This window comes from Rhodoferax sp., from assembly GCF_028714215.1.
GTDB lineage: Bacteria > Pseudomonadota > Gammaproteobacteria > Burkholderiales > Burkholderiaceae_C > Rhodoferax.
The window spans coordinates 37,118-56,785 of the sequence record NZ_JAQTMS010000005.1; the positions used below are offsets into that span (position 1 = coordinate 37,118).

Annotated in this window: 19 protein-coding genes; 17 read left to right on the plus strand and 2 right to left on the minus strand. The window is 60.8% G+C overall.

Annotated elements, in window-relative coordinates; genetic code table 11:
* The first annotated feature begins 7 nt into the window (after positions 1-7).
* The 5 genes from pntB to mtnA all read left to right on the plus strand — a co-directional run bounded on the left by pntB (position 8) and on the right by mtnA (position 5,997).
* Positions 8-1,426, plus strand: a complete 1,419-nt coding sequence (pntB, locus tag PHS32_RS03650) for a Re/Si-specific NAD(P)(+) transhydrogenase subunit beta (protein WP_301077460.1) — start codon at positions 8-10, stop codon at positions 1,424-1,426.
* Positions 1,427-1,688: 262 nt separating this feature from the next.
* Positions 1,689-3,365: a long-chain-fatty-acid--CoA ligase gene (locus PHS32_RS03655; RefSeq protein ID WP_301077461.1), complete on the plus strand. Its 1,677-nt coding sequence runs from the start codon at positions 1,689-1,691 to the stop codon at positions 3,363-3,365.
* Positions 3,366-3,367: 2 nt separating this feature from the next.
* Positions 3,368-4,255: an S-methyl-5'-thioadenosine phosphorylase gene (locus tag PHS32_RS03660; protein ID WP_301077462.1), complete on the plus strand. Its 888-nt coding sequence runs from the start codon at positions 3,368-3,370 to the stop codon at positions 4,253-4,255.
* Complete coding sequence (locus PHS32_RS03665) at positions 4,255-4,926, plus strand: class II aldolase/adducin family protein (RefSeq protein ID WP_301077463.1); 672 nt, start codon at positions 4,255-4,257, stop codon at positions 4,924-4,926. Before PHS32_RS03660 ends, PHS32_RS03665 begins: the two co-directional genes overlap by 1 nt.
* A gap of 6 nt (positions 4,927-4,932) precedes the next feature.
* Complete coding sequence (mtnA, locus tag PHS32_RS03670) at positions 4,933-5,997, plus strand: S-methyl-5-thioribose-1-phosphate isomerase (protein ID WP_301077464.1); 1,065 nt, start codon at positions 4,933-4,935, stop codon at positions 5,995-5,997.
* 9 nt (positions 5,998-6,006) lie between these two features.
* On the opposite strand, the gene PHS32_RS03675 is transcribed toward mtnA, so the two are convergent.
* Complete coding sequence (locus PHS32_RS03675; protein ID WP_301077465.1) at positions 6,007-6,996, minus strand: magnesium and cobalt transport protein CorA; 990 nt, start codon at positions 6,994-6,996, stop codon at positions 6,007-6,009.
* A gap of 619 nt (positions 6,997-7,615) precedes the next feature.
* On the opposite strand from PHS32_RS03675, the gene raiA reads away from it, so the two are divergent.
* The 3 genes from raiA to hprK all read left to right on the plus strand — a co-directional run bounded on the left by raiA (position 7,616) and on the right by hprK (position 9,492).
* Positions 7,616-7,945: a ribosome-associated translation inhibitor RaiA gene (gene raiA / locus PHS32_RS03680; RefSeq protein ID WP_301077466.1), complete on the plus strand. Its 330-nt coding sequence runs from the start codon at positions 7,616-7,618 to the stop codon at positions 7,943-7,945.
* Between the two features lie 92 nt (positions 7,946-8,037).
* Positions 8,038-8,505, plus strand: coding sequence for a PTS sugar transporter subunit IIA (locus PHS32_RS03685; protein ID WP_301077468.1), 468 nt, complete (start codon positions 8,038-8,040; stop codon positions 8,503-8,505).
* A gap of 36 nt (positions 8,506-8,541) precedes the next feature.
* Complete coding sequence (gene hprK / locus PHS32_RS03690) at positions 8,542-9,492, plus strand: HPr(Ser) kinase/phosphatase (RefSeq protein ID WP_301077469.1); 951 nt, start codon at positions 8,542-8,544, stop codon at positions 9,490-9,492.
* Positions 9,493-9,538: 46 nt separating this feature from the next.
* Here hprK and fur read toward each other — a convergent pair whose 3' ends face one another.
* Positions 9,539-9,982, minus strand: a complete 444-nt coding sequence (fur, locus tag PHS32_RS03695) for a ferric iron uptake transcriptional regulator (RefSeq protein ID WP_301077470.1) — start codon at positions 9,980-9,982, stop codon at positions 9,539-9,541.
* 91 nt (positions 9,983-10,073) lie between these two features.
* Between fur and PHS32_RS03700 the strand changes: the two genes are divergently transcribed.
* The 9 genes from PHS32_RS03700 (at position 10,074) to PHS32_RS03740 (ending at position 19,613) form a co-directional block, all read left to right on the plus strand.
* Positions 10,074-10,619 (plus strand): outer membrane protein assembly factor BamE, encoded by a 546-nt coding sequence (locus PHS32_RS03700; RefSeq protein ID WP_301077471.1) that lies wholly within the window; start codon positions 10,074-10,076, stop codon positions 10,617-10,619.
* A gap of 27 nt (positions 10,620-10,646) precedes the next feature.
* The gene (gene dapB / locus PHS32_RS03705) at positions 10,647-11,450 is read left to right on the plus strand and encodes a 4-hydroxy-tetrahydrodipicolinate reductase (RefSeq protein WP_301077472.1); all 804 of its coding nucleotides are present in this window, start codon (positions 10,647-10,649) and stop codon (positions 11,448-11,450) included.
* On the plus strand, positions 11,447-12,100 hold the full coding sequence (locus PHS32_RS03710; protein WP_301077473.1) for a MotA/TolQ/ExbB proton channel family protein: 654 nt from the start codon (positions 11,447-11,449) through the stop codon (positions 12,098-12,100). Before dapB ends, PHS32_RS03710 begins: the two co-directional genes overlap by 4 nt.
* A gap of 21 nt (positions 12,101-12,121) precedes the next feature.
* Positions 12,122-12,553: a biopolymer transporter ExbD gene (locus PHS32_RS03715; protein ID WP_301077475.1), complete on the plus strand. Its 432-nt coding sequence runs from the start codon at positions 12,122-12,124 to the stop codon at positions 12,551-12,553.
* A gap of 50 nt (positions 12,554-12,603) precedes the next feature.
* Positions 12,604-15,282, plus strand: coding sequence for a leucine--tRNA ligase (leuS, locus tag PHS32_RS03720; RefSeq protein ID WP_301077477.1), 2,679 nt, complete (start codon positions 12,604-12,606; stop codon positions 15,280-15,282).
* Between the two features lie 11 nt (positions 15,283-15,293).
* Positions 15,294-15,809 (plus strand): LPS assembly lipoprotein LptE, encoded by a 516-nt coding sequence (lptE, locus tag PHS32_RS03725; RefSeq protein ID WP_301077478.1) that lies wholly within the window; start codon positions 15,294-15,296, stop codon positions 15,807-15,809.
* A 358-nt stretch (positions 15,810-16,167) separates the two neighbouring features.
* A complete protein-coding gene (gene holA, locus PHS32_RS03730) occupies positions 16,168-17,256 on the plus strand; it encodes a DNA polymerase III subunit delta (RefSeq protein WP_301077479.1) in 1,089 nt (362 codons plus the stop codon).
* Positions 17,257-17,766: 510 nt separating this feature from the next.
* Positions 17,767-18,129 (plus strand): hypothetical protein, encoded by a 363-nt coding sequence (locus tag PHS32_RS03735; RefSeq protein ID WP_301077480.1) that lies wholly within the window; start codon positions 17,767-17,769, stop codon positions 18,127-18,129.
* A gap of 164 nt (positions 18,130-18,293) precedes the next feature.
* Positions 18,294-19,613, plus strand: coding sequence for a glutamate-5-semialdehyde dehydrogenase (locus tag PHS32_RS03740; RefSeq protein WP_301077481.1), 1,320 nt, complete (start codon positions 18,294-18,296; stop codon positions 19,611-19,613).
* Positions 19,614-19,668: the final 55 nt, after the last annotated feature.

Below are 19,668 nucleotides of genomic sequence, written 5' to 3' on the forward strand. Positions count from 1 at the left end.
GCCACGCATGAATTCGAGTCTGGCCACGGTCGCCTATATCGGCGCTACCATTTTGTTCATTTTGAGCCTGGGCGGTCTGTCCAACCAGGAAAGCTCGCGTCGCGGCAACCTGTTCGGCATGATCGGCATGACCATTGCCGTGCTGGCCACGGTCTTTGGGCCGCAAGTCAACAGCGGCGGTTACGCCTGGATCATTGCCGCCATGGTGGTGGGTGGCGGCATTGGTCTGTATCTGGCACGCATGGTGCAGATGACGCAAATGCCCGAGTTGGTGGCCTTCATGCACAGCATGGTGGGTCTGGCGGCGGTGCTGGTGGGGTTCGCCACTTTTGTCGACCCGACGGCCACGACCGGCTTCGAGGGCTCCGCGAAAACCATCCATGAGCTTGAAATCTACATCGGCATCTTCATCGGTGCCGTGACTCTGTCTGGCTCGGTCATTGCCTTTGGCAAGCTGTCGGGGCGCATCAGTGGCAACCCGATGCTGCTGCCGGGCCGGCACTGGCTCAACCTGGCCGGCTTGCTGGTGGTGATTTATTTCGGTGGTGTCTTCATGCAGGCCCACACGGTGCAGGACGGCCTGGTCCCGATTGTCGTCATGACCGTACTTGCCCTGTTGTTTGGCGTGCACATGGTGATGGCCATTGGCGGTGCCGACATGCCGGTGGTGGTCTCGATGCTCAACAGCTATTCCGGTTGGGCCGCGGCGGCGACCGGTTTCATGCTGTCCAACGACTTGTTGATCGTGGTCGGTGCCTTGGTCGGCTCCAGTGGCGCGATTCTGTCGTACATCATGTGCAACGCCATGAACCGCAGCTTCATCAGCGTGATCGCTGGCGGCTTTGGTACCACCAGCGCCAAGCCCACGGCGGCGGCGGGCGGTGCGCAGCCGGCCGGCGAGGTGACACCGGTGAGCGCCACGGAAACGGCCGAACTGTTGCGCGAAGCCAAGAGCGTGATCATCGTTCCGGGCTATGGCATGGCGGTGGCACAGGCACAGCACACGGTGTTCGAGATCACCAAACTGTTGCGTGACAAGGGCGTGAATGTGCGTTTTGGCATTCACCCGGTGGCCGGACGCATGCCGGGCCACATGAACGTGCTGCTGGCCGAGGCCAAAGTGCCTTACGACATCGTGTTCGAGATGGATGAACTCAATGACGATTTTCCGGCTACCGATGTCACCATGGTGATTGGTGCCAATGACATCGTCAACCCGAGCGCGCAGGACGATCCGAGCAGCCCGATCGCCGGCATGCCGGTGCTGGAAGTCTGGAAGGCCAAGACTTCCATCGTCATGAAGCGCAGCATGGCCTCGGGCTATGCCGGTGTCGACAACCCACTGTTCTACAAAGAGAACAACCGCATGCTGTTTGGCGACGCCAAGAAGATGCTCGACGAAGTGCTGGTGGTGCTGAAAACCTGAGACCTTGCGGGACAGACCGAACCAGCTCTGTCCCCAACTGATCAAGGTATCGATTGCAGCGCGGGTCCGCAAGGACCGCGCTGCGTCTGTTTTGATGCAGCCTTGTTGTGCATCCGACAGCCTTCAAAGGTTAGGGAAAACACAAGTAAAAATAGACGCAATAAGAGGCAAAATGCTCAGTTGCGTCACAGGCCCACACTTTGCGCGACAGACCGTGGCAGTAAAGCGGTGGGCTTGGTCCTTAACTGATTTGGAGGCAGGCATGACAGATCGTATTTGGCTGAAGAGTTATCCGCCAGGGGTACCCGCTGATTTGGATACTTCGCAGTATTCTTCCCTGGTGGCCTTGATGGAGGAAAGCTTCCAGAAGTACGCCAGTCGAACCGCTTACAGTTTCATGGGCAAGGATGTGAGCTACGGGCAAACCGACGAGCTCAGTCGGGCCTTCGCGGTCTACCTGCAAAGCCTGGGTCTGGTCAAGGGTGATCGGATTGCGATCATGATGCCCAATGTGCCCCAGTACCCGGTGGCGGTGGCTGCCATTCTGCGTGCCGGTTATGTGGTGGTGAATGTCAACCCGCTGTATACGCCGCGCGAGCTGGAGCACCAACTCAAGGATTCCGGCTCGAAAGCCATTGTCATCATCGAGAATTTTGCCGCCACGCTTGAAAAATGCCTGGCCAGCACGCCGGTCAAGCACGTGGTGCTGTGCGCCATGGGCGACCAGTTGGGGTTTTTGAAAGGGGCGCTGGTCAACTACGTGGTGCGCAACGTCAAGAAGATGGTTCCGTCCTACAGTCTGCCGGGCGCCGTGCGCTTCAACGAGGCCGTGGCCCGGGGCACGCGCGGCTCGATCAAGGCGGTCGCCGTCAAGCCCGACGATGTGGCCGTGCTGCAGTACACCGGCGGCACCACCGGCGTCTCGAAAGGCGCGGTGCTGTTGCATCGCAATGTGATCGCCAACGTGCTGCAATCCGAGGCCTGGAATCAGCCGGTCACGAAACTGGTGCCGGCGAGTGAACAACTGACCACCGTTTGCGCCTTGCCGCTGTACCACATCTTTGCTTTTACGGTGGGCATGATGCTGTCCATGCGCACTGGCGGCAAGCTGATTCTGATTCCCAATCCGCGTGATTTGCCGGCGGTTCTGAAGGAACTGTCGAAGCACGTCATCCACAGTTTCCCGGCCGTCAACACCTTGTTCAACGGCTTGGCCAATCACCCCGATTTCAACACCGTTGACTGGAGCCATCTCAAGGTCTCGGTCGGTGGCGGCACCGCGGTCCAGAGTGCCGTGGCCAAGCTGTGGTTCGAGAAAACCGGCTGTCCCATCTGCGAGGGTTATGGCCTGTCCGAGACCTCGCCGTCGGCTAGTTGCAACCCGGTGACGGCCAAGGAATATACCGGCACCATTGGCGTGCCCTTGCCCAGCACTTACCTGAAACTGCTGGACGATGACGGTCACGAGGTGGCTATCGGCCAATCCGGCGAGATTGCCATCAAGGGTCCCCAGGTGATGGCGGGTTACTGGCAGCGGCCGGATGAAACCGCCAAAGTCATGACGGCCGATGGTTTCTTCAAGTCGGGTGATATCGGGGTGATGGATGAACGCGGATTTTTCAAGATCGTGGACCGCAAGAAGGACATGATTCTGGTCAGCGGTTTCAATGTCTTTCCGACCGAGTTGGAAGATGTGGTGTCCCAATTGGACGGGGTGCTGGAGTGCGCTTGCGTGGGGGTGCCGGACGCCAAGACCGGTGAAGCTGTCAAGTTGGTGATCGTGAAGAAAAATCCGGACCTGACCGAGGCTCAAATCCGTGCTTACTGCAAGGAAAACCTGACCGGCTACAAGCAGCCCAAACTCATTGAGTTTCGCGCTGAATTGCCGAAAACGCCGGTTGGCAAGATTTTGCGCCGGGAACTGCGGGACAAGACCTGAGCATGAGCAAGGAATTTCAAGCGCCGGTACTGGGCGTCATCGGTGGCAGTGGTGTTTACGATATCGACGGGCTCGTCAACAAGCGCTGGCAGCGTGTTGATTCGCCGTTTGGCGAAGCCTCCGATGAACTGCTGTTTGGCGAGCTGGACGGGCAGGCCATGGTATTTTTGCCGCGTCACGGACGCGGTCACCGGATACCGCCCTCCGAGATCAATTTTCGGGCCAATATCGATGCGCTGAAACGCGCCGGCGTCACCGACCTGCTGTCGGTCAGCGCCGTCGGTTCCCTGCGGGCTGATTTACCGCCCGGCACGTTCGTCATCGTTGACCAGTTCATCGACCGGACCTTTGCCCGCGAAAAAAGCTTTTTTGGCAGCGGACTGGTGGCGCACGTCTCGATGGCACACCCGGTTTGCAGTCGGCTCGGTGACCATCTTGAGCTGGCGGCCCGCGAGTCGGGAATTCAAGTCGCGCGTGGCGGTACCTACCTGGTCATGGAAGGCCCCCAGTTTTCCAGCCGGGCCGAGTCGCAGCTGTACCGAAGCTGGAACTGCGACGTGATCGGCATGACCAACATGCCGGAAGCCAAGTTGGCGCGGGAAGCGGAGCTTTGTTACGCCACCGTGGCGATGGTGACCGATTTTGACTGCTGGCACCCGGACCATGACGCGGTCACTGTGGAGGCGATCATCAAGGTGTTGCTGGCCAATGCCGAGAAGGCGCGCGGCCTGGTCAAGAGGGTGGCGCCCCGGCTTCATGCCGATGGCACTGCAGCCAATTGTTCCTGTCGCAGCGCACTCCAGCACGCCTTGATCACGGCGCCGGAGGCGCGCGACCCGGAGCTGATGAATCGTCTGGCCGCGGTTGCCGGGCGCGTGCTGGGGAACTGATGACGCAACATCCATCCAGCCCGCCCGACAGTGAAAAAGAGCTGCGTCGCCGGATGGTGGAGGCGGCTCAAAAATTGACGACGCAGGGCCTCAACGGCACAACTTCCGGCAATATCGGGGTGCGCTTGGCGCAGTCTTTTTTGGTGACACCGTCCGGCGTTGCGTCCGACGAGTTGTTGCCCGAGGCGATCGTCGAGATGGATTTTTCGGGTGCGACTCTAGGCCCAGGCAAGCCTTCCAGCGAATGGCATTTTCACCGCGACATTCTCGCCGCGCGCGCCGAAATCGGCGCCATCGTGCACACGCACTCCCCCTATGCCAGCGCTTTGGCCTGCCTGCGGCGCGACATTCCCGCTTTTCATTACATGATTGCGGTGGCCGGTGGCGACTCGATCCGCTGCGCCCCCTATGCGATCTTTGGCAGCCAGGAACTCTCAGACCTGGCCTTGCTAGCACTGGAGAACCGCAAAGCCTGTCTGCTGGCCAATCATGGCGTGATTGCGCTGGGGCTCGATTTGGCCGACGCCATGGCCCTGGCGTGTGAGGTCGAGTCGCTGTGCCAGCAGTACTGGTGCGCCTCGCAACTGGGTGAGCCGCAACTGCTGTCAGGCCCGCAGATGCAGGCGGTGCTGGAACGATTCAAGACTTACGGCCGGCGCGGCAGGGATTGACCGACGATGAACCAGACACTCGGAGAAGCCGCGGCCGTGCAGACGCTCAGGTGGCTTGATGGGCACCTCGAAATGATAGACCAGAGGGTGCTGCCGGCACGCTTCGAGTACTTGCGCTACCACTGCGCGGCGGAGGTTGCCGAAGGCATTCGTTCGATGGTGGTGCGCGGCGCGCCGGCGATTGGCTGCGCTGCCGCCTACGGTGTCGCCCTGGAGGCCTTGCGCCTGCGCCAGGCCAGTCGCGATCGCTTTGACGCCGGGTTGGAGGCCGGATTCCAGGTGCTGGCGGCGAGTCGACCGACGGCGGTCAATTTGTTCTGGGCCCTGAAGCGGATGCGTGGCGCGTGGGAGAGCCTGCGGGACCGCACGGTGGGCGAAATCGCCAACGCCCTGTTGCTGGAGGCGCATGAAATAGCGGCGCAGGATGTCCGCATCAACCGCGCCATGGGTGCCCACGGTGCCGCTTTGCTGGCGGACGGCGCCCGGGTCCTGACGCATTGCAACGCCGGTGCGTTGGCGACGGCGGGGCACGGCACGGCTTTGGGTGTGATTCGCTCGGCGGTGGAGGCCGGCAAGCGTATTTCGGTGATCGCGGATGAAACCCGGCCCTTTCTGCAAGGGGCGCGGCTGACGGCTTGGGAAATGGTGCAGGAAAACATTCCGGTGACCCTGATCACCGACAACATGGCGGGCCACCTGATGAGCCGGGGCGAGATCGATGCCGTGGTGGTGGGCACCGACCGGGTGGCGGCCAATGGGGATGTGGCGAACAAGATTGGCACCTACATGGTGGCGGTGCTGGCACAGCGTCACGGTATTCCGTTTTATGTCGCGTGCCCGCTGTCGACCATCGATCTGACGATTCCGGATGGGGCTGCCATTCCGATAGAAGAACGCGCCGCGGCCGAGGTGACCGGATTTCGGGACTGCCAGTGGGCCGCCAGCGGTGTCCGGGTTCGCAATCCCGCTTTCGACGTGACCCCGGCCGAGCTGGTCACCGCCCTGATCACCGAAGCAGGCGTGGTGCCGCAGCCGGATAGCCAAAATATTGCCGCCCTGTTCGCGACCTGAGTTGACGCCTTAGCGCAGCCAGCCGCGCCGGTAGCAATACCACATGGGCATGACGGCACTCAGGATCATGAGGGTCACCACATACGGGTAGGCCCACTGCCCCAGCACGGCGAATTCCGGGAACTGCAGGTTCATGCCGTAGATGCTGGCCACCAGCGTGGGCGGCAGCAGCGCCACGCTGGCGACCGAGAAGATCTTGATGACCTTGTTCTGGCTGATGTTGATAAAGCCCACGGTGGCGTCCATCAGGAAGTTGATCTTGTCGAACAGGAAAGCGGTGTGCGAATCGAGCGAATCGATATCGCGCAGAATCAGACGCGCCTCTTCGAACTGCTCGCTGCTGAGCATCTTGCTGCGCGTCAGGAAGCTTACCGCCCGGCGGGTGTCCATCATGTTGCGGCGAATGCGCCCGTTCATGTCTTCATGGCGGGCAATGGCACCCAGCACCTCGCCCGCCAGGGCATCGGTCATATTGCCGGAAAGCACCTTGTTGCTGACTATTTCCACCGCATCGTAAATGCCTTCCAGGGTGTCAGCCGAGTATTCCGCGTCGGCGTCAAACAGCTTGAGCAGCACTTCCTTGGCATCTTCAATCAGTCCGGGGGCGCGCCGGGCCCGCATGCGCAGCAGGCGAAACACAGGCACGTCTTCGTCATGAACGGAAAAAAGTACGCCCTTGCTTTTCAGTTCGGTATTGGCCAGATTCAGTATGAAGGCAACCCGCACGGTGCGCGGCTCGGCATCGTCGGCGATCAGGAAGTCGCTGCGGATGTGCAGCTCGCCGTTGTCTTCCTTGTAGAAACGCGCGGATTCCTCGATATCCTCGTCCATCGCATCTTCCGGGATCGACAGGTCGTAGCACTGTTTGATCCAGTGCTTTTCTTCAGGCGTCGGAGACTCCAGGTCAACCCAGATCGGCTGGAAGCCGGACAGCTCTTCCAGCGACTCGATTTCCTCCTGAAACAGCCGGCCATTGGCAAGCGTGAAGATATTCAGCATGGCAAATTAGGGCCTGTTCACCCTATTTTTACGAGTGCGAACGCGATGAAAAATGCGCCAATCAAGGCGCGTGACAACGGCAAGGCCGGGGCCTTGCCTAGGAACGCAACGCCGAGTGGCACTTTTTTCATCCCGTTCCCTGCGGGTTGTGGCCAAAAAAACCATGCGCGGCATTGCAAAGCCTTGCCGGGGCCAACCCCGGCTGCGTTTTGCGCTTTGCGCATGGCTTTTTTGACTCACAACGCATCTCGTAAAAATAGGGTGAACAGGCCCTGATCGGGGTCGGATTCCAATTATCAAATTGAAATAATGAGGCGCACAGCAGCTTTAAATAACTGAAAGCAGCCCCCAATTGGCCTGGTAAGCGCGTGACTGGAGCGGTTCACAAGGAGGTTTCTCCAGTCGGCGGCAAAGTCAAATTATCGCACTGCCGCAGCGTTGTAGGACGTCTCAAAATGTAACCCCGATCATTCTGTAGGGCTTCAGTGAAAAGGAATTGCTTTTCCCCTCCATCAAGGGCATAGTGAACTCGTCGACAGTAGTTTTTTCAGTTTTATTTGTGTGCTGTCTGTAGCTTGCAGACAGCTTTTTCAACCCCGAGAGCAACAGGAGGCTATTTATGAACTTGACGATCAGCGGTCATCACCTCGAGGTCACCCCGTCCTTGCGCAGTTACGTTACCGGCAAGCTGGATCGGATCGTTCGGCATTTTGACCAGGTGGTCGACGTCAAAGTGCTGCTGACTGTGGAAAAGCAGAAGGAAAAGGAGGGACGACAGCGAGCCGAGTGCAATATCCATGTCAAAGGCACCGACATGTTTGCCGAGAGTTCACACGCTGATTTGTATGCTGCCGTGGACGAGCTGGTGGACAAACTCGACCGGCAGGTGGTGCGGCATAAAGACCGCTTGCAGGAGCATCATCACGATACCCCCAAGCGGCTGATGTAAAGCCGCAAGCCTGGACCGGGTCCAGCGGGCCGCCCGATCGGGCGGCTTTTTTTGCGCCCAAAGCGCTTGAGTGCATAATCTGGCACCAAATTATGAATCGACTTGCGTCCATCCTTTCCCCTGAACAAGTGCTTGTGCAGGTTGATGCCAGCAGCAAAAAAAGAGCTTTTGAAGAGGCGGGTCTGCTGTTCGAAAGACTGCATGGCCTGAGCCGCGCGCTGGTTACCGACAGCCTGTTTTCCAGAGAGCGTCTGGGCTCCACCGGCCTGGGCCATGGCGTTGCGATACCGCATGGGCGCATCAAGGGGCTGAAGGCGCCGATGGCGGCGGTATTTCAACTGGCCAATGCCATTGGCTTCGATGCACCGGATGAGCAGGCGGTCGGTTTGCTGATTTTCTTGCTGGTGCCCGAGGCGGCGACGCAAAAGCATCTGGAGATCCTGTCGGAGATCGCCGAATTGCTCAGTGATGCCAGTTTGCGGGAAAAACTTGTCAGCAGTGCCAGCGCGGCCGAGTTGCATGGTCTCATCGCCAATTGGAAGTCGGCACTGGCGGCTTGACCGCTACCGGGTCCGCTGTTCCAGTCCACCGCCTTCATGAAACCCAATGTCGTCAGCGCCAATGTGCTGTTTGAGGAGTTTCGGGGCACCCTGAAGTGGGAATGGGTGGCCGGGCTGGGCGCCTCCGAGCGCCGTTTTGACGAGGGCGCGGTGCTGGCCGCGCGCTCCGGCGCCGATCTGGTTGGGCATCTCAACTATATTCACCCGTATCGGGTACAGATTCTGGGCGAGCGCGAGATTGCCTACCTCACCAACGCCACGCCCGAGGACTGTGCGCGCCGGATTTCCCGTATCGTGACGCTGGAGCCGCCGGTACTGGTGCTGGCGGATGGGCAGGTGGCACCGGAGGCGCTGTTGTCCATGTGCGAAGGAGCGCAGATTCCGATGTTCGCGGCGCAAGGCTCCGCGGCGTTTGTGATCGATGTGCTGCGCGCCTACCTGTCCAAGTATTTTGCCGACCGTTGCTCCATGCATGGCGTGTTCATGGACATTCTGGGCCTGGGCGTGCTGATTACCGGGGAATCGGGTCTGGGCAAAAGCGAACTGGGACTGGAGTTGATCTCGCGCGGCAACGGCCTGGTGGCCGATGACGCGGTGGATTTGTATCGCATCAATCAGGACACGATCGAGGGGCGCTGCCCTGAACTGCTGATCAACCTGCTGGAAGTCCGGGGTATCGGCCTGCTCGACATCCGCTGCATCTTTGGCGAAACTGCGGTGCGGCGCAAGATGAGGCTCAAGCTCATCGTTCATCTGGTGCGCCGCGAAACGCTGGAGCGCGAGTATGAGCGCCTCCCCTATGAACCCCTGACGCAGGACGTGCTGGGTGTGCCGGTGCGCAAAGTGGTGATTCAGGTGGTGGCGGGTCGCAACATCGCCGTGCTGGTGGAGGCCGCCGTGCGCAATACCATTCTGCAATTGCGCGGCATCGACACCTACCAGGAGTTTGTCGAGCGCCACCGAAAAGCCATGGACCCGGCCGAGTAAGTTTTCAAGCCGGCAATCCGGGGCGCTTGGGGCCTGCTTTCTTTTCTCACTCGTGCCGTGGGCCGGCCGATCGATTCGGGCATTGGTCCCGGGTGCAGTGGGCGTACAGGCTCAACGCGTGGTCGGCAATGGTAAAACCCTTGGTCTTGGCGACGGCCTGCTGACGCTTCTCGATTTCGGCATCGTAGAACTCCTCCACCTTGCCGCAATCCAGACACAGCAGATGGTCGTGGTGTTGTCCCTGGTTGAGCTCGTAGACGGCCTTGCCGCTTTCAAAATGGCTGCGACTCAGAATGTCGGCATGCTCGAACTGCGCCAGCACACGGTAGACCGTTGCCAAGCCGATGTCGGAGCGGTTTTCCAGCAAGACCCGGAACACATCCTCCGCCGTCATGTGGCGGCGCCGGCTCTGCTGAAAAATTTCCAGTATCTTCAGCCGCGGCACGGTGGCTTTGAGACCAGTGCTTTTGAGTTCATCGGTATTGGTCATGGGGGTCTCTCTCGCATGGCAGCGGACAGCCCGGCGTTCGAGTACAGCCGGTACAATGGCCCGATCATATCGCCACACCCCAACTCATCTCATGTCTGATCTTCAACGTCGTAGTGCCCGGCTGATCCTGCTGGCGGCCGTCAGTGCAAGCTTGCTGGCCTGTGGCAGCCTGGACGGCGCCAGCAACCGTATCGTCAGCTTGGTGACGCCCTACAAAATAGACATCGTGCAAGGCAATTTTGTTTCCAAGGAACAAGCGGCCGCGGTCAAGCCGGGCATGAGCCGCGCGCAGGTGCGCGACATCATGGGAACGCCGTTGCTGGCCAGTCTTTTCCACGCCGATCGCTGGGACTATGTTTTTACCTTCAAGCGCCAGGGCCTGGAGCCGCAGTCGCGCAAGGTCGCGGTGTTCTTCAAGGGTGACGTGCTGGATCGCATGGAAGCCGATGCGCTGCCCAGCGAGGCCGATTTTGTGGCCTCGCTCGATTCCGGGCGCAACAAGTCCGCCGTGGTGCCGGTGCTTGAGATGACCGAAGAGGGCCTGAAGCAGTTGCCGGCCCCGGCCAAAAAAGCCGAGGCCAAGCCACTGCCGCCATTGCCCGCGAGTTACCCGCCGCTGGAGCCCACCAGCCCTTGACCGGCTGCACCAGGAATGACTGACAACATGACCCATCGCATCGCCATCGCGGGTGCCTTCGGCCGCATGGGGCAGATGTTGATCGAGGCCGTCAGGGCCAGTGCCGACTGCCGCCTGGTCGGTGCTCTGGACTTGGCCGGCAGTCCCGCCATCGGGACCGACGCCGCCGCGTTTCTCGGCCAGAGCAGTGGCGTGTCGATCACGGCCGATGTGGCCCAGGGGCTGCAAAACGCCGATACCTTGATCGATTTCACCCGGCCCGAGGGGACGCTGGCCCATTTGCGGGTTTGTCGGGAACGGGGTGTCAACCTGGTGATCGGCACGACCGGGTTCAGCGCCGCTCAAAAGGCCGAAATCGCCGCTGCCGCGCGGGACATCGCGATCATGATGGCCCCCAACATGAGCGTCGGCGTCAACGTCACCCTGAAGCTGCTGGAGCTGGCGGCCAAGTCGCTGAGCACCGGCTATGACATTGAAATCATCGAGGCCCATCACCGCCACAAGGTCGACGCGCCCTCGGGCACTGCGCTCAAGATGGGCGAGGTGATTGCGGACGCGCTGGGGCGCGACCTGAAGGATTGCGCGGTCTACGCGCGCGAGGGCGTGACCGGTGAGCGCGATCCTTCCTCCATCGGTTTTTCCAGCATTCGGGGTGGCGATATTGTGGGCGACCACACCGTGTTGTTTGCCGGCATCGGCGAGCGCATTGAAATCAGCCACAAATCAAGCAGCCGTGTCAGCTATGCGCAGGGCAGCCTGCGCGCCGCGCGTTTTCTTGGCGGCAAGAAAACCGGCTTGTTCGACATGTTCGATGTGCTCCAACTGAAATGAACGTTGTGCAGTTGTTTCTGCAAGGCGACGCGGTGACGCAAGCTGTGGCGCTGCTGCTGCTGGCCATGTCGGTTGGTAGCTGGGTCGTCATCCTGTGGAAAACGTGGCTGCTGCGCCGCGCCGGCAGCGATGTGACGCGTTGCGTGGCGGCTTTCTGGCAGTCGGTCTCGGTGGCCCAGGCACTGAACAAATTGCAGGCGTTCGACCGCGAGGCGATGGTTGTGCCTATCGTTCTGGCGGCAAAAATTGAAGCCGATGGCACACTGGCCGCCGCCGGCGACAGGTCGCAGCAACTGACCCGTGTATTGCGCGATGCCCTGCACGCGGCCCTGGCCAAACTCCAGTACGGTCAGGTCCTGCTGGCGACGGTCGGCGCGACGGCTCCTTTTGTTGGCTTGCTGGGCACCGTATGGGGCATTTACCACGCGCTCATCGGTATTGCCAATGCCGGGCAGGTCACCATCGACAAAATCTCCGGTCCGGTCGGCGAGTCGCTGATCATGACGGCGGCCGGCCTGGCGGTGGCCATTCCAGCGGTGCTGGCCTACAACGTGCTGGGCCGCTCCAGCGGGCGGATCGAGGCTGAGCTGGAAGGGTTTGCCCGCGATCTGCGCGAGTTGGCCGCCAGCCGGTCCGACTGGCCGGCCTGAGTCGGAGCCGAGGCAAGCGATATGTCTTTCGGCCGTCTTGAACGCAGCCAGCGCGCCGCGCCCATGAGCGAGATCAACATGACGCCGCTGGTCGATGTGATGCTGGTGCTGGTGGTGATTTTCATTATCACGGCACCGCTGCTGGCGAGTTCCATCAAGCTCGATCTGCCCCAATCGGAAGCCGCCAAGCCAGGGGACGCAGCGAACTTCGTCACACTGGTGGTGGACAAGTCGGGCCAGGCTTTCCTCAACGACCAGCCGCTGGAGCTGGCACAACTGGGGCAAAAACTGGCGCAAACGGCGAAGTCCAATCCGCAGACCGAAGTCCAGCTGCGTGCCGACGCGGCGGTGCCTTACGGCCGCATCGTGCAAGTCCTGGGGACGGCACAAAAAGCCGGTTTGAGCCGGATTGGTTTTGTGGCCGAGCCCGCCATCAAGCCGGAACTTCACTGAACCTAAAATCGGGTGATGACGATCTTTTGATCGCCTGAGAGCGAATACCAATGCAAGAAAAATACAACCATCTGGATGTCGAAAAAGCCGCGCACGGCCACTGGAGCGCGGTGGATGCCTACCGCGTCACCGAGGACACTTCCAAGAAGAAGTACTACGCCTGTTCCATGCTGCCTTACCCCAGCGGCAAGCTGCACATGGGCCATGTGCGCAACTACACCATCAACGACATGCTGACGCGCTACCTGCGCATGAACGGCTACAACGTGCTGATGCCCATGGGTTGGGACGCTTTCGGCCTGCCGGCCGAAAACGCGGCGCTGAAAAATGGCGTGCCGCCGGCCAAGTGGACCTACGAGAACATCGCCTATATGCGCCAGCAGATGCAGGCCATGGGCCTGGCCATCGACTGGAGCCGTGAAGTCGCCACCTGCGATCCCAGTTATTACAAATGGAACCAGTGGCTGTTTTTGAAGATGCTGGAGAAGGGCATCGCCTACCGCAAGACTCAGGTCGTCAACTGGGACCCGGTGGACCAGACCGTGCTGGCCAACGAGCAGGTGATCGACGGCAAGGGCTGGCGCACCGGCGCCGTGGTGGAAAAACGCGAGATTCCGGGCTACTACCTGAAGATCACGGACTACGCCGAAGAGTTGCTGGCGCAGGTGCAGACCGGTTTGCCGGGCTGGCCCGAGCGCGTCAAGCTGATGCAGGAAAACTGGATTGGCAAGAGCGAGGGCGTGCGTTTTGCCTTTCCGCACGACATCCGGGATGGCAGCGGCAACCTGCTGGACGATGGCCGCATGTACGTCTTTACCACCCGCGCCGACACCATCATGGGCGTCACTTTCTGCGCCGTGGCGCCCGAGCACACGCTGGCCAGCCACGCCGCCCGCAACAACCCGAAGCTGGCGGCTTTCATCGAGGAGTGCAAGAAAGGCGGCACCACCGAGGCCGAACTGGCGCTGCGGGAGAAAGAGGGCATGCCGACCGGCTTGTTCGTCAACCATCCGCTGAGCGGGCACAAGATCGAAGTCTGGGTCGGCAACTATGTGCTGATGAGTTATGGCGACGGCGCCGTCATGGGGGTGCCGGCGCACGACGAGCGCGATTTCGCTTTTGCCAAGAAGTACGGCATCGACATCGTCGAGGTGATCCTGGTGGATGGCCTGGAATACGACTACGACCAGTGGCAGGACTGGTATGGCGACAAACAACGCGGCGTCACCATCAATTCCGACAGCTTCAGCGGCCTGGCCCACAAGGATGCTGTCAACGCTGTCTGCCACGCCTTGCAGCAGAAGGGCCTGGGCGAGAAAAAAACCACCTGGCGGCTGCGCGACTGGGGTGTCAGCCGGCAGCGCTACTGGGGTACGCCGATCCCCATCATTCACTGTCCGCAGCACGGCGCGGTGCCGGTTCCGGAGCAGGATTTGCCGGTGGTGTTGCCGCAGGACTGCGTGCCCGACGGCTCCGGCAACCCGCTGCTCAAGCACGTTGGTTTCCATGCCGGTGTGGTGTGTCCGATCTGCGGCGTTGCCGCGCGGCGCGAGACCGACACCATGGACACTTTCGTCGACAGCTCCTGGTATTACATGCGCTACTGCGACCCGAGGAACGACCAGGCCATGGTGGCCGACGGTGCCGACTACTGGATGCCGATGGACCAGTACATCGGCGGCATAGAACACGCCATCCTGCACCTGCTGTACGCGCGCTTCTGGACCAAGGTGATGCGTGACCTCGGTCTGGTCAAGGTGGATGAGCCCTTTACCAAACTGCTGACCCAGGGCATGGTGCTGAATCACATCTACTCGCGCAAGATGGAGAAGGGCGGCATCGAGTACTTCTGGCCGCACGAGGTGGAAGACGTTCAGGACGCGGCGGGCAAGGTGATTGGGGCCAAGCTGAAGGAGGCCAAAGGAGACCTGCCGGCCGGTACCCTCATCAGCTACGAGGGGCTGGGGACCATGAGCAAGTCCAAGAACAATGGCGTCGACCCGCAGGACCTGATCGAAAAATACGGTGCCGACACGGCGCGCCTGTACACCATGTTCACGGCGCCGCCGGAGGCCACGCTGGAGTGGAACGACGCTGCGGTGGAAGGTTCGCACCGCTTTTTGCGCCGTCTCTGGAACTTCTGTGTCAAGCTCGATGCCGGCCAGAAGGCAGCGGCAAGCGAAGATTTGACAGCGCATGAAAGCAGCCAGAACATCCATTTCGGCAAGAGTGCGAAAGCGCTGCGGCGCGAAATCCACACGGTTTTCAAGCAGATCGACTACGACTACCAGCGCATGCAATTCAACACGGTGGTGTCGGGCGCGATGAAGATGCTCAATGCCCTGGAAGACTTCCAGGACGATGGCGCGAGCGGCAACCGGTGGGCGCTGCGGGAAGGCATGGGCATGTTGCTGCGCTCCATTTATCCGGCGACACCGCATCTCACGCACGCGCTGTGGACCGAGTTGGGCTACGCCGCGCAGTTCGGTGATTTGCTGGATGCGCCCTGGCCCAAGGCGGACGAAGCAGCCTTGCTGCAAGACGAAATTGAACTGGTGTTGCAGATCAACGGCAAACTCAGGGGCGCCATTGTGGTGCCGGCCGGCGCTTCCAAGCAGGAGATAGAACGGACCGCGATCGAGAGCGAGGTTTTTCAGAAACTGGCCGGCGCTTCCGCCATCCGCAAGATCGTCATCGTGCCGGGCCGCCTGGTCAACGTGGTGGTTTGAAGCCAACAGCCATGCAACGTCGCTCGGCCCTCGCACTGCTGCGTCAGTTCGGCCTCGCCGGCATCGGCAGCCTGGCGCTGGCGGGCTGTGGCTTCAAGCTGCGTGCCAGTCAGAATTTTTCTTTTTCGACCCTGGCTGTGCTGCCCAATCCGGGTGGGCCGCTGGCCCTTGAGCTGCGCCGTTCGGTGGCTGGCGCGGTGCGTGTGCTGGCGCCCGGGGAGGCCCTGACACAGGCACAGCTGGTGATCGACATCCTGCAGGAGCAGCGCGAGAAAGTCGTGGTGGCGGTCAACAGCTCGGGCCAGGTGCGCGAATTCCAGTTGCGCATCCGCCTCAAGTTCAAAATCCGCACGCCGCTGGGCCATGAACTGGTACCGGACACCGACATGCTGCAACAGCGTGACATCAGCTTCAACGAATCAGCGGCGCTGGCCAAGGAAGCCGAGGAGGGTCTGCTGTACCGTGACATGCAAACCGACCTGGTGCAGCAACTCCTGCGCCGCCTGGCCACGGTGCGGCTGGATTGAGGATTGTGCTGATTCTTCCTCGGCCTTTGGGGTTGGATATGCTTCCCGCGAATTTTTCCTTTTGAATGTTGTATTTCCCCCCCTATCCCCCCCGCCCCTTTCCACCCCCGCCGGGGCGGAAAGGGGAGCCCCATTTGGCCGCGTGCGAAAGTGCACACGTACCCGCGCCAGCGCACGCTGCAGGGGGTGTTCAACAAAGTGCGAACCGTCGAGGTGCCAACAAGCGCTTGCGTCACACCGGTACAAACTTTCCACTTTGCACGTCCCTTGTTTGCCTACGCGGCCAAATGAGGCTCCCCTCTTTCGCCCGGCGGGGCGAGAGAGGGGCGGGGGGGTATGAGTGGGGAAAAAATCCATCATGCAACTAGCACTGTCCCAGCTCCAGCCCCATCTGCAAAAAGGGCTGAAAAGCCTTTACACCTTGCATGGCGATGAAGCGCTGCTGGTTCAGGAGGGGCTGGATGCGATTCGGGCGCTAGCCCGCGCACAAGGTTTTACCGAGCGCAGCGTGTACAGCGTAGCCGGGGCTCACTTCGACTGGAGCGAGGTGCTGGCGGCGGGCGGCTCGCTCAGCCTGTTTGCCGAGAAACAGATGGTGGAACTGCGAATTCCATCCGGCAAGCCGGGCAAGGAGGGCGGCGAGGCCATCGTTCAACTGGCCGAGCAAGCGCGTGGCAGCGATGCCACGCTTACCCTGGTCATATTGCCGCGCCTGGACAAGACGACCCGCGCCAGCCCTTGGTTTGCCGCGCTGGAGAGTTGTGGCGTCACGGTGCAGGTTGAACCGGTCGAGCGCAACGCCTTGCCGCAATGGATTGCGCAACGGCTGGCGGTCCAGGGTCAGCGCGTGGCCGCTGGCGAGGAAGGACAACGTGCCTTGCAGTTTTTTGCCGACCGGGTGGAGGGCAATCTGCTCGCCGCACACCAGGAAATCCAGAAGCTGGCCCTGCTGTTTGCGCCCGGTGAACTGAGCTTCGAGCAGATCGAGGGCGCCGTCCTGAACGTGGCGCGCTACGACGTGTTCAAGCTGTCGGAGGCGGTGCTGGCGGGGCAGACCGCGCGCGTGCAGCGCATGCTCGACGGCTTGCAGGCCGAAGGCGAGGCCGAGGTGCTGGTGCACTACACGCTGAGCGAGGACATCCGTGCCCTCAAGCGCGTGAAAGACGCCATTGGGTTGGGCCGACCGCTGCCCATGGCCTTGCGCGAGCAACGCGTGTGGGGCGTGAAAGAGCGTTTGTACGAGCGCGTGCTGCCGCGCCTGAGCGACGCCGCCTTGAGCGAGCTGCTACAGGCGGCGCATCAGGTGGACGGCATCGTCAAAGGCCTGAAGCTGGCCGACTGGCCCATCGACAACTGGCAGGCGCTGCACCGCCTTGCGATGATGCTGTGCACTCTGTGCAGCGGCAATGCCAAGCCTGTTGCCGCACCTTCGTTCGCCATGCGCTAGCCCGAAAACTCGGTGGCAGCCGTGGACCGAATGGGGTTTGCGTCGGCGGGAGTGGGGTGGACGCTGGGCGCTCCGCGTCCTGCGGACTTTTTTAATGTCGCGCCTAACATCTACCCGACCCCCGCCTTGCGTTGTTTCTGTTTCGATGTTTTGGCGATATAGACTTGTTGCCATGCAATCGGTTGGGCCGTACCGATGGCTTGTCCCCCAAAATTCTTGGTCGTCACACGAAAGGCAAATTTTGAAACGACAATTTTTTGCGATTATTCTTCTTCCGCTATTTCTCTCTGCTTGTGGTGGAGTGCGCCTTCAGACCAAGTCCGAAGCGCTTAACGAACTGAATAAATCACTTCAATTCGATGCAGAGAAGCAATGCGACAAGTACTCCGGACAGCAGTATCAAGACTGTCGGCGCCAAGTCAAGGAACAGTATGAGGCCTTGCGAAAGAAGAACACGGAAGGTTAGCTCAGCACACATGGCGCCACCTTTCATGAGCGCCGCCCCGAGTGATGAAAGAGAAAACGGCGGTGGAACGGGTCGATGCTGATGGGGCGGGTCTGTGTATCTGCCAAAATGGCGCCATGCGACTAACCCCTAACGAGCAACAAGTCATTCGGGAGGCCAGCCTGCGTTATTTTGGCGTGCGCCCGCGCTTGTTTGGTTCGCGGGTGGACGACAGCAAGCTGGGTGGGGATATTGATTTGTACATTGAGGCACCCATGTCTGCTGAGCGAGGCTTCGACGCGAAGATTCGGATGGTTGCAGACATCTGGTTGAAAATTGGCGAACGCAAGATTGATGTCGTCGTGAACTCGGGAGATCAGAATATGCCGATTTACGAGGTGGCTAAACGTGATGGAGTGTGGTTATGAGTTTGCCTCTGGCAGACGCGCTGCGTCAATGCGAACTGCACGCCCAACGGATGCAAAGCGCGTGCAAGCGCATAGGGTTTCCTCTTCAAGCCAGTCAACTTGCCGCAGCAATTGCTGGGCTGGCTTTCCCGCTTAGGTGCAGAGTTTGAAAACAAGAAATTAGAATGACCGCCCTCAACATCACCGATTACACCCAGGCCCTTGGTTTGCAGGCCAAGGCGGCTTCGGCCCTGATGGCCAAGGCGCCGGCGGCGAGCAAGAATCGGGCTCTGCGCCGGCTTGCCGAACTGCTGCGCGGCAATGTGCAGGCGCTGCAAGTGGAGAATGCCAAAGACCTCGAACGTGCCTTGGCGGCCGGTCTGGCGGCCCCCCTGGTGGACCGCCTGAAATTGACACCCAAGGTGATAGAGACCTGTGCCCAGGGCTGCGAGCAGCTGGCCGCCATGTCCGACGTGATTGGTGAAATCATCGGCATGAAGCAGCAGCCCAGCGGCATCCGGGTCGGGCAGATGCGGGTGCCGATCGGTGTCTTCGGCATGATTTTCGAAAGCCGCCCGAATGTCACGATAGAGGCCGCCAGCCTGTCGATCAAGAGCGGCAACGCCTGTATCCTGCGTGGCGGCTCGGAGGCAATTGAGTCCAACAAGGCGCTGGCGCGGCTGGTGCAACTGGCGCTGGTGGACAGTGGCCTGCCGCTGGACGCCGTGCAACTGGTGCAAACCACCGACCGCGCGGTGGTGGGTCAGCTCATCGCCTTACCGCAATATGTGGACCTGATCATTCCGCGCGGCGGCAAGGGCTTGATCGAGCGCATCAGCCGCGACGCCAAGGTACCGGTCATCAAGCACCTCGACGGTAACTGCCATGTGTATGTGGACGACCCCAGCGATACCGAGATGGCGGTCAAGGTGGCTGACAACGCCAAGACCAACAAATACAGCCCCTGCAATGCGGCCGAGGGCCTGCTGGTGGCACGCGCCGTGGCGCCCCTGTTTTTGCCGTTGATCGGCCGGATTTACGCCGCCAAAGGGGTCGAGATGCGTTGCGATGCCGAGGCTCTGGCCATTCTGCAGACCAGCCTGGCGCAAGAGCCCGGCCTGGTCGACGCCGAGACCGGCGCGGCGCCCCAACTGCATCTGGCCAACGAGCAGGACTGGTACCAGGAATACCTGGCCCCCATCATTAGCATCAGAATCGTTGCCGGTGTGGAACAGGCCATTGCGCACATCAACCAGTACTCAAGCCATCACACCGACGCCATCGTCACGCGCGACCACATGCATGCGCAAGCCTTTCTGCGGGAAGTCGATTCCGCCAGCGTGATGGTCAACACCAGCACCCGCTTTGCCGATGGCTTCGAGTTTGGCCTGGGTGCCGAGATTGGCATCAGCATCGACAAGTTTCACGCCCGCGGTCCGGTTGGCATCGAAGGCCTGACGTCACTGAAATATGTGGTGCTGGGCAATGGAGAAGTGCGCGCCTGAGCCCAACACTTGGTCGCAATCCGACACGTATGAATAGCTGTCATCCGGCATCCCT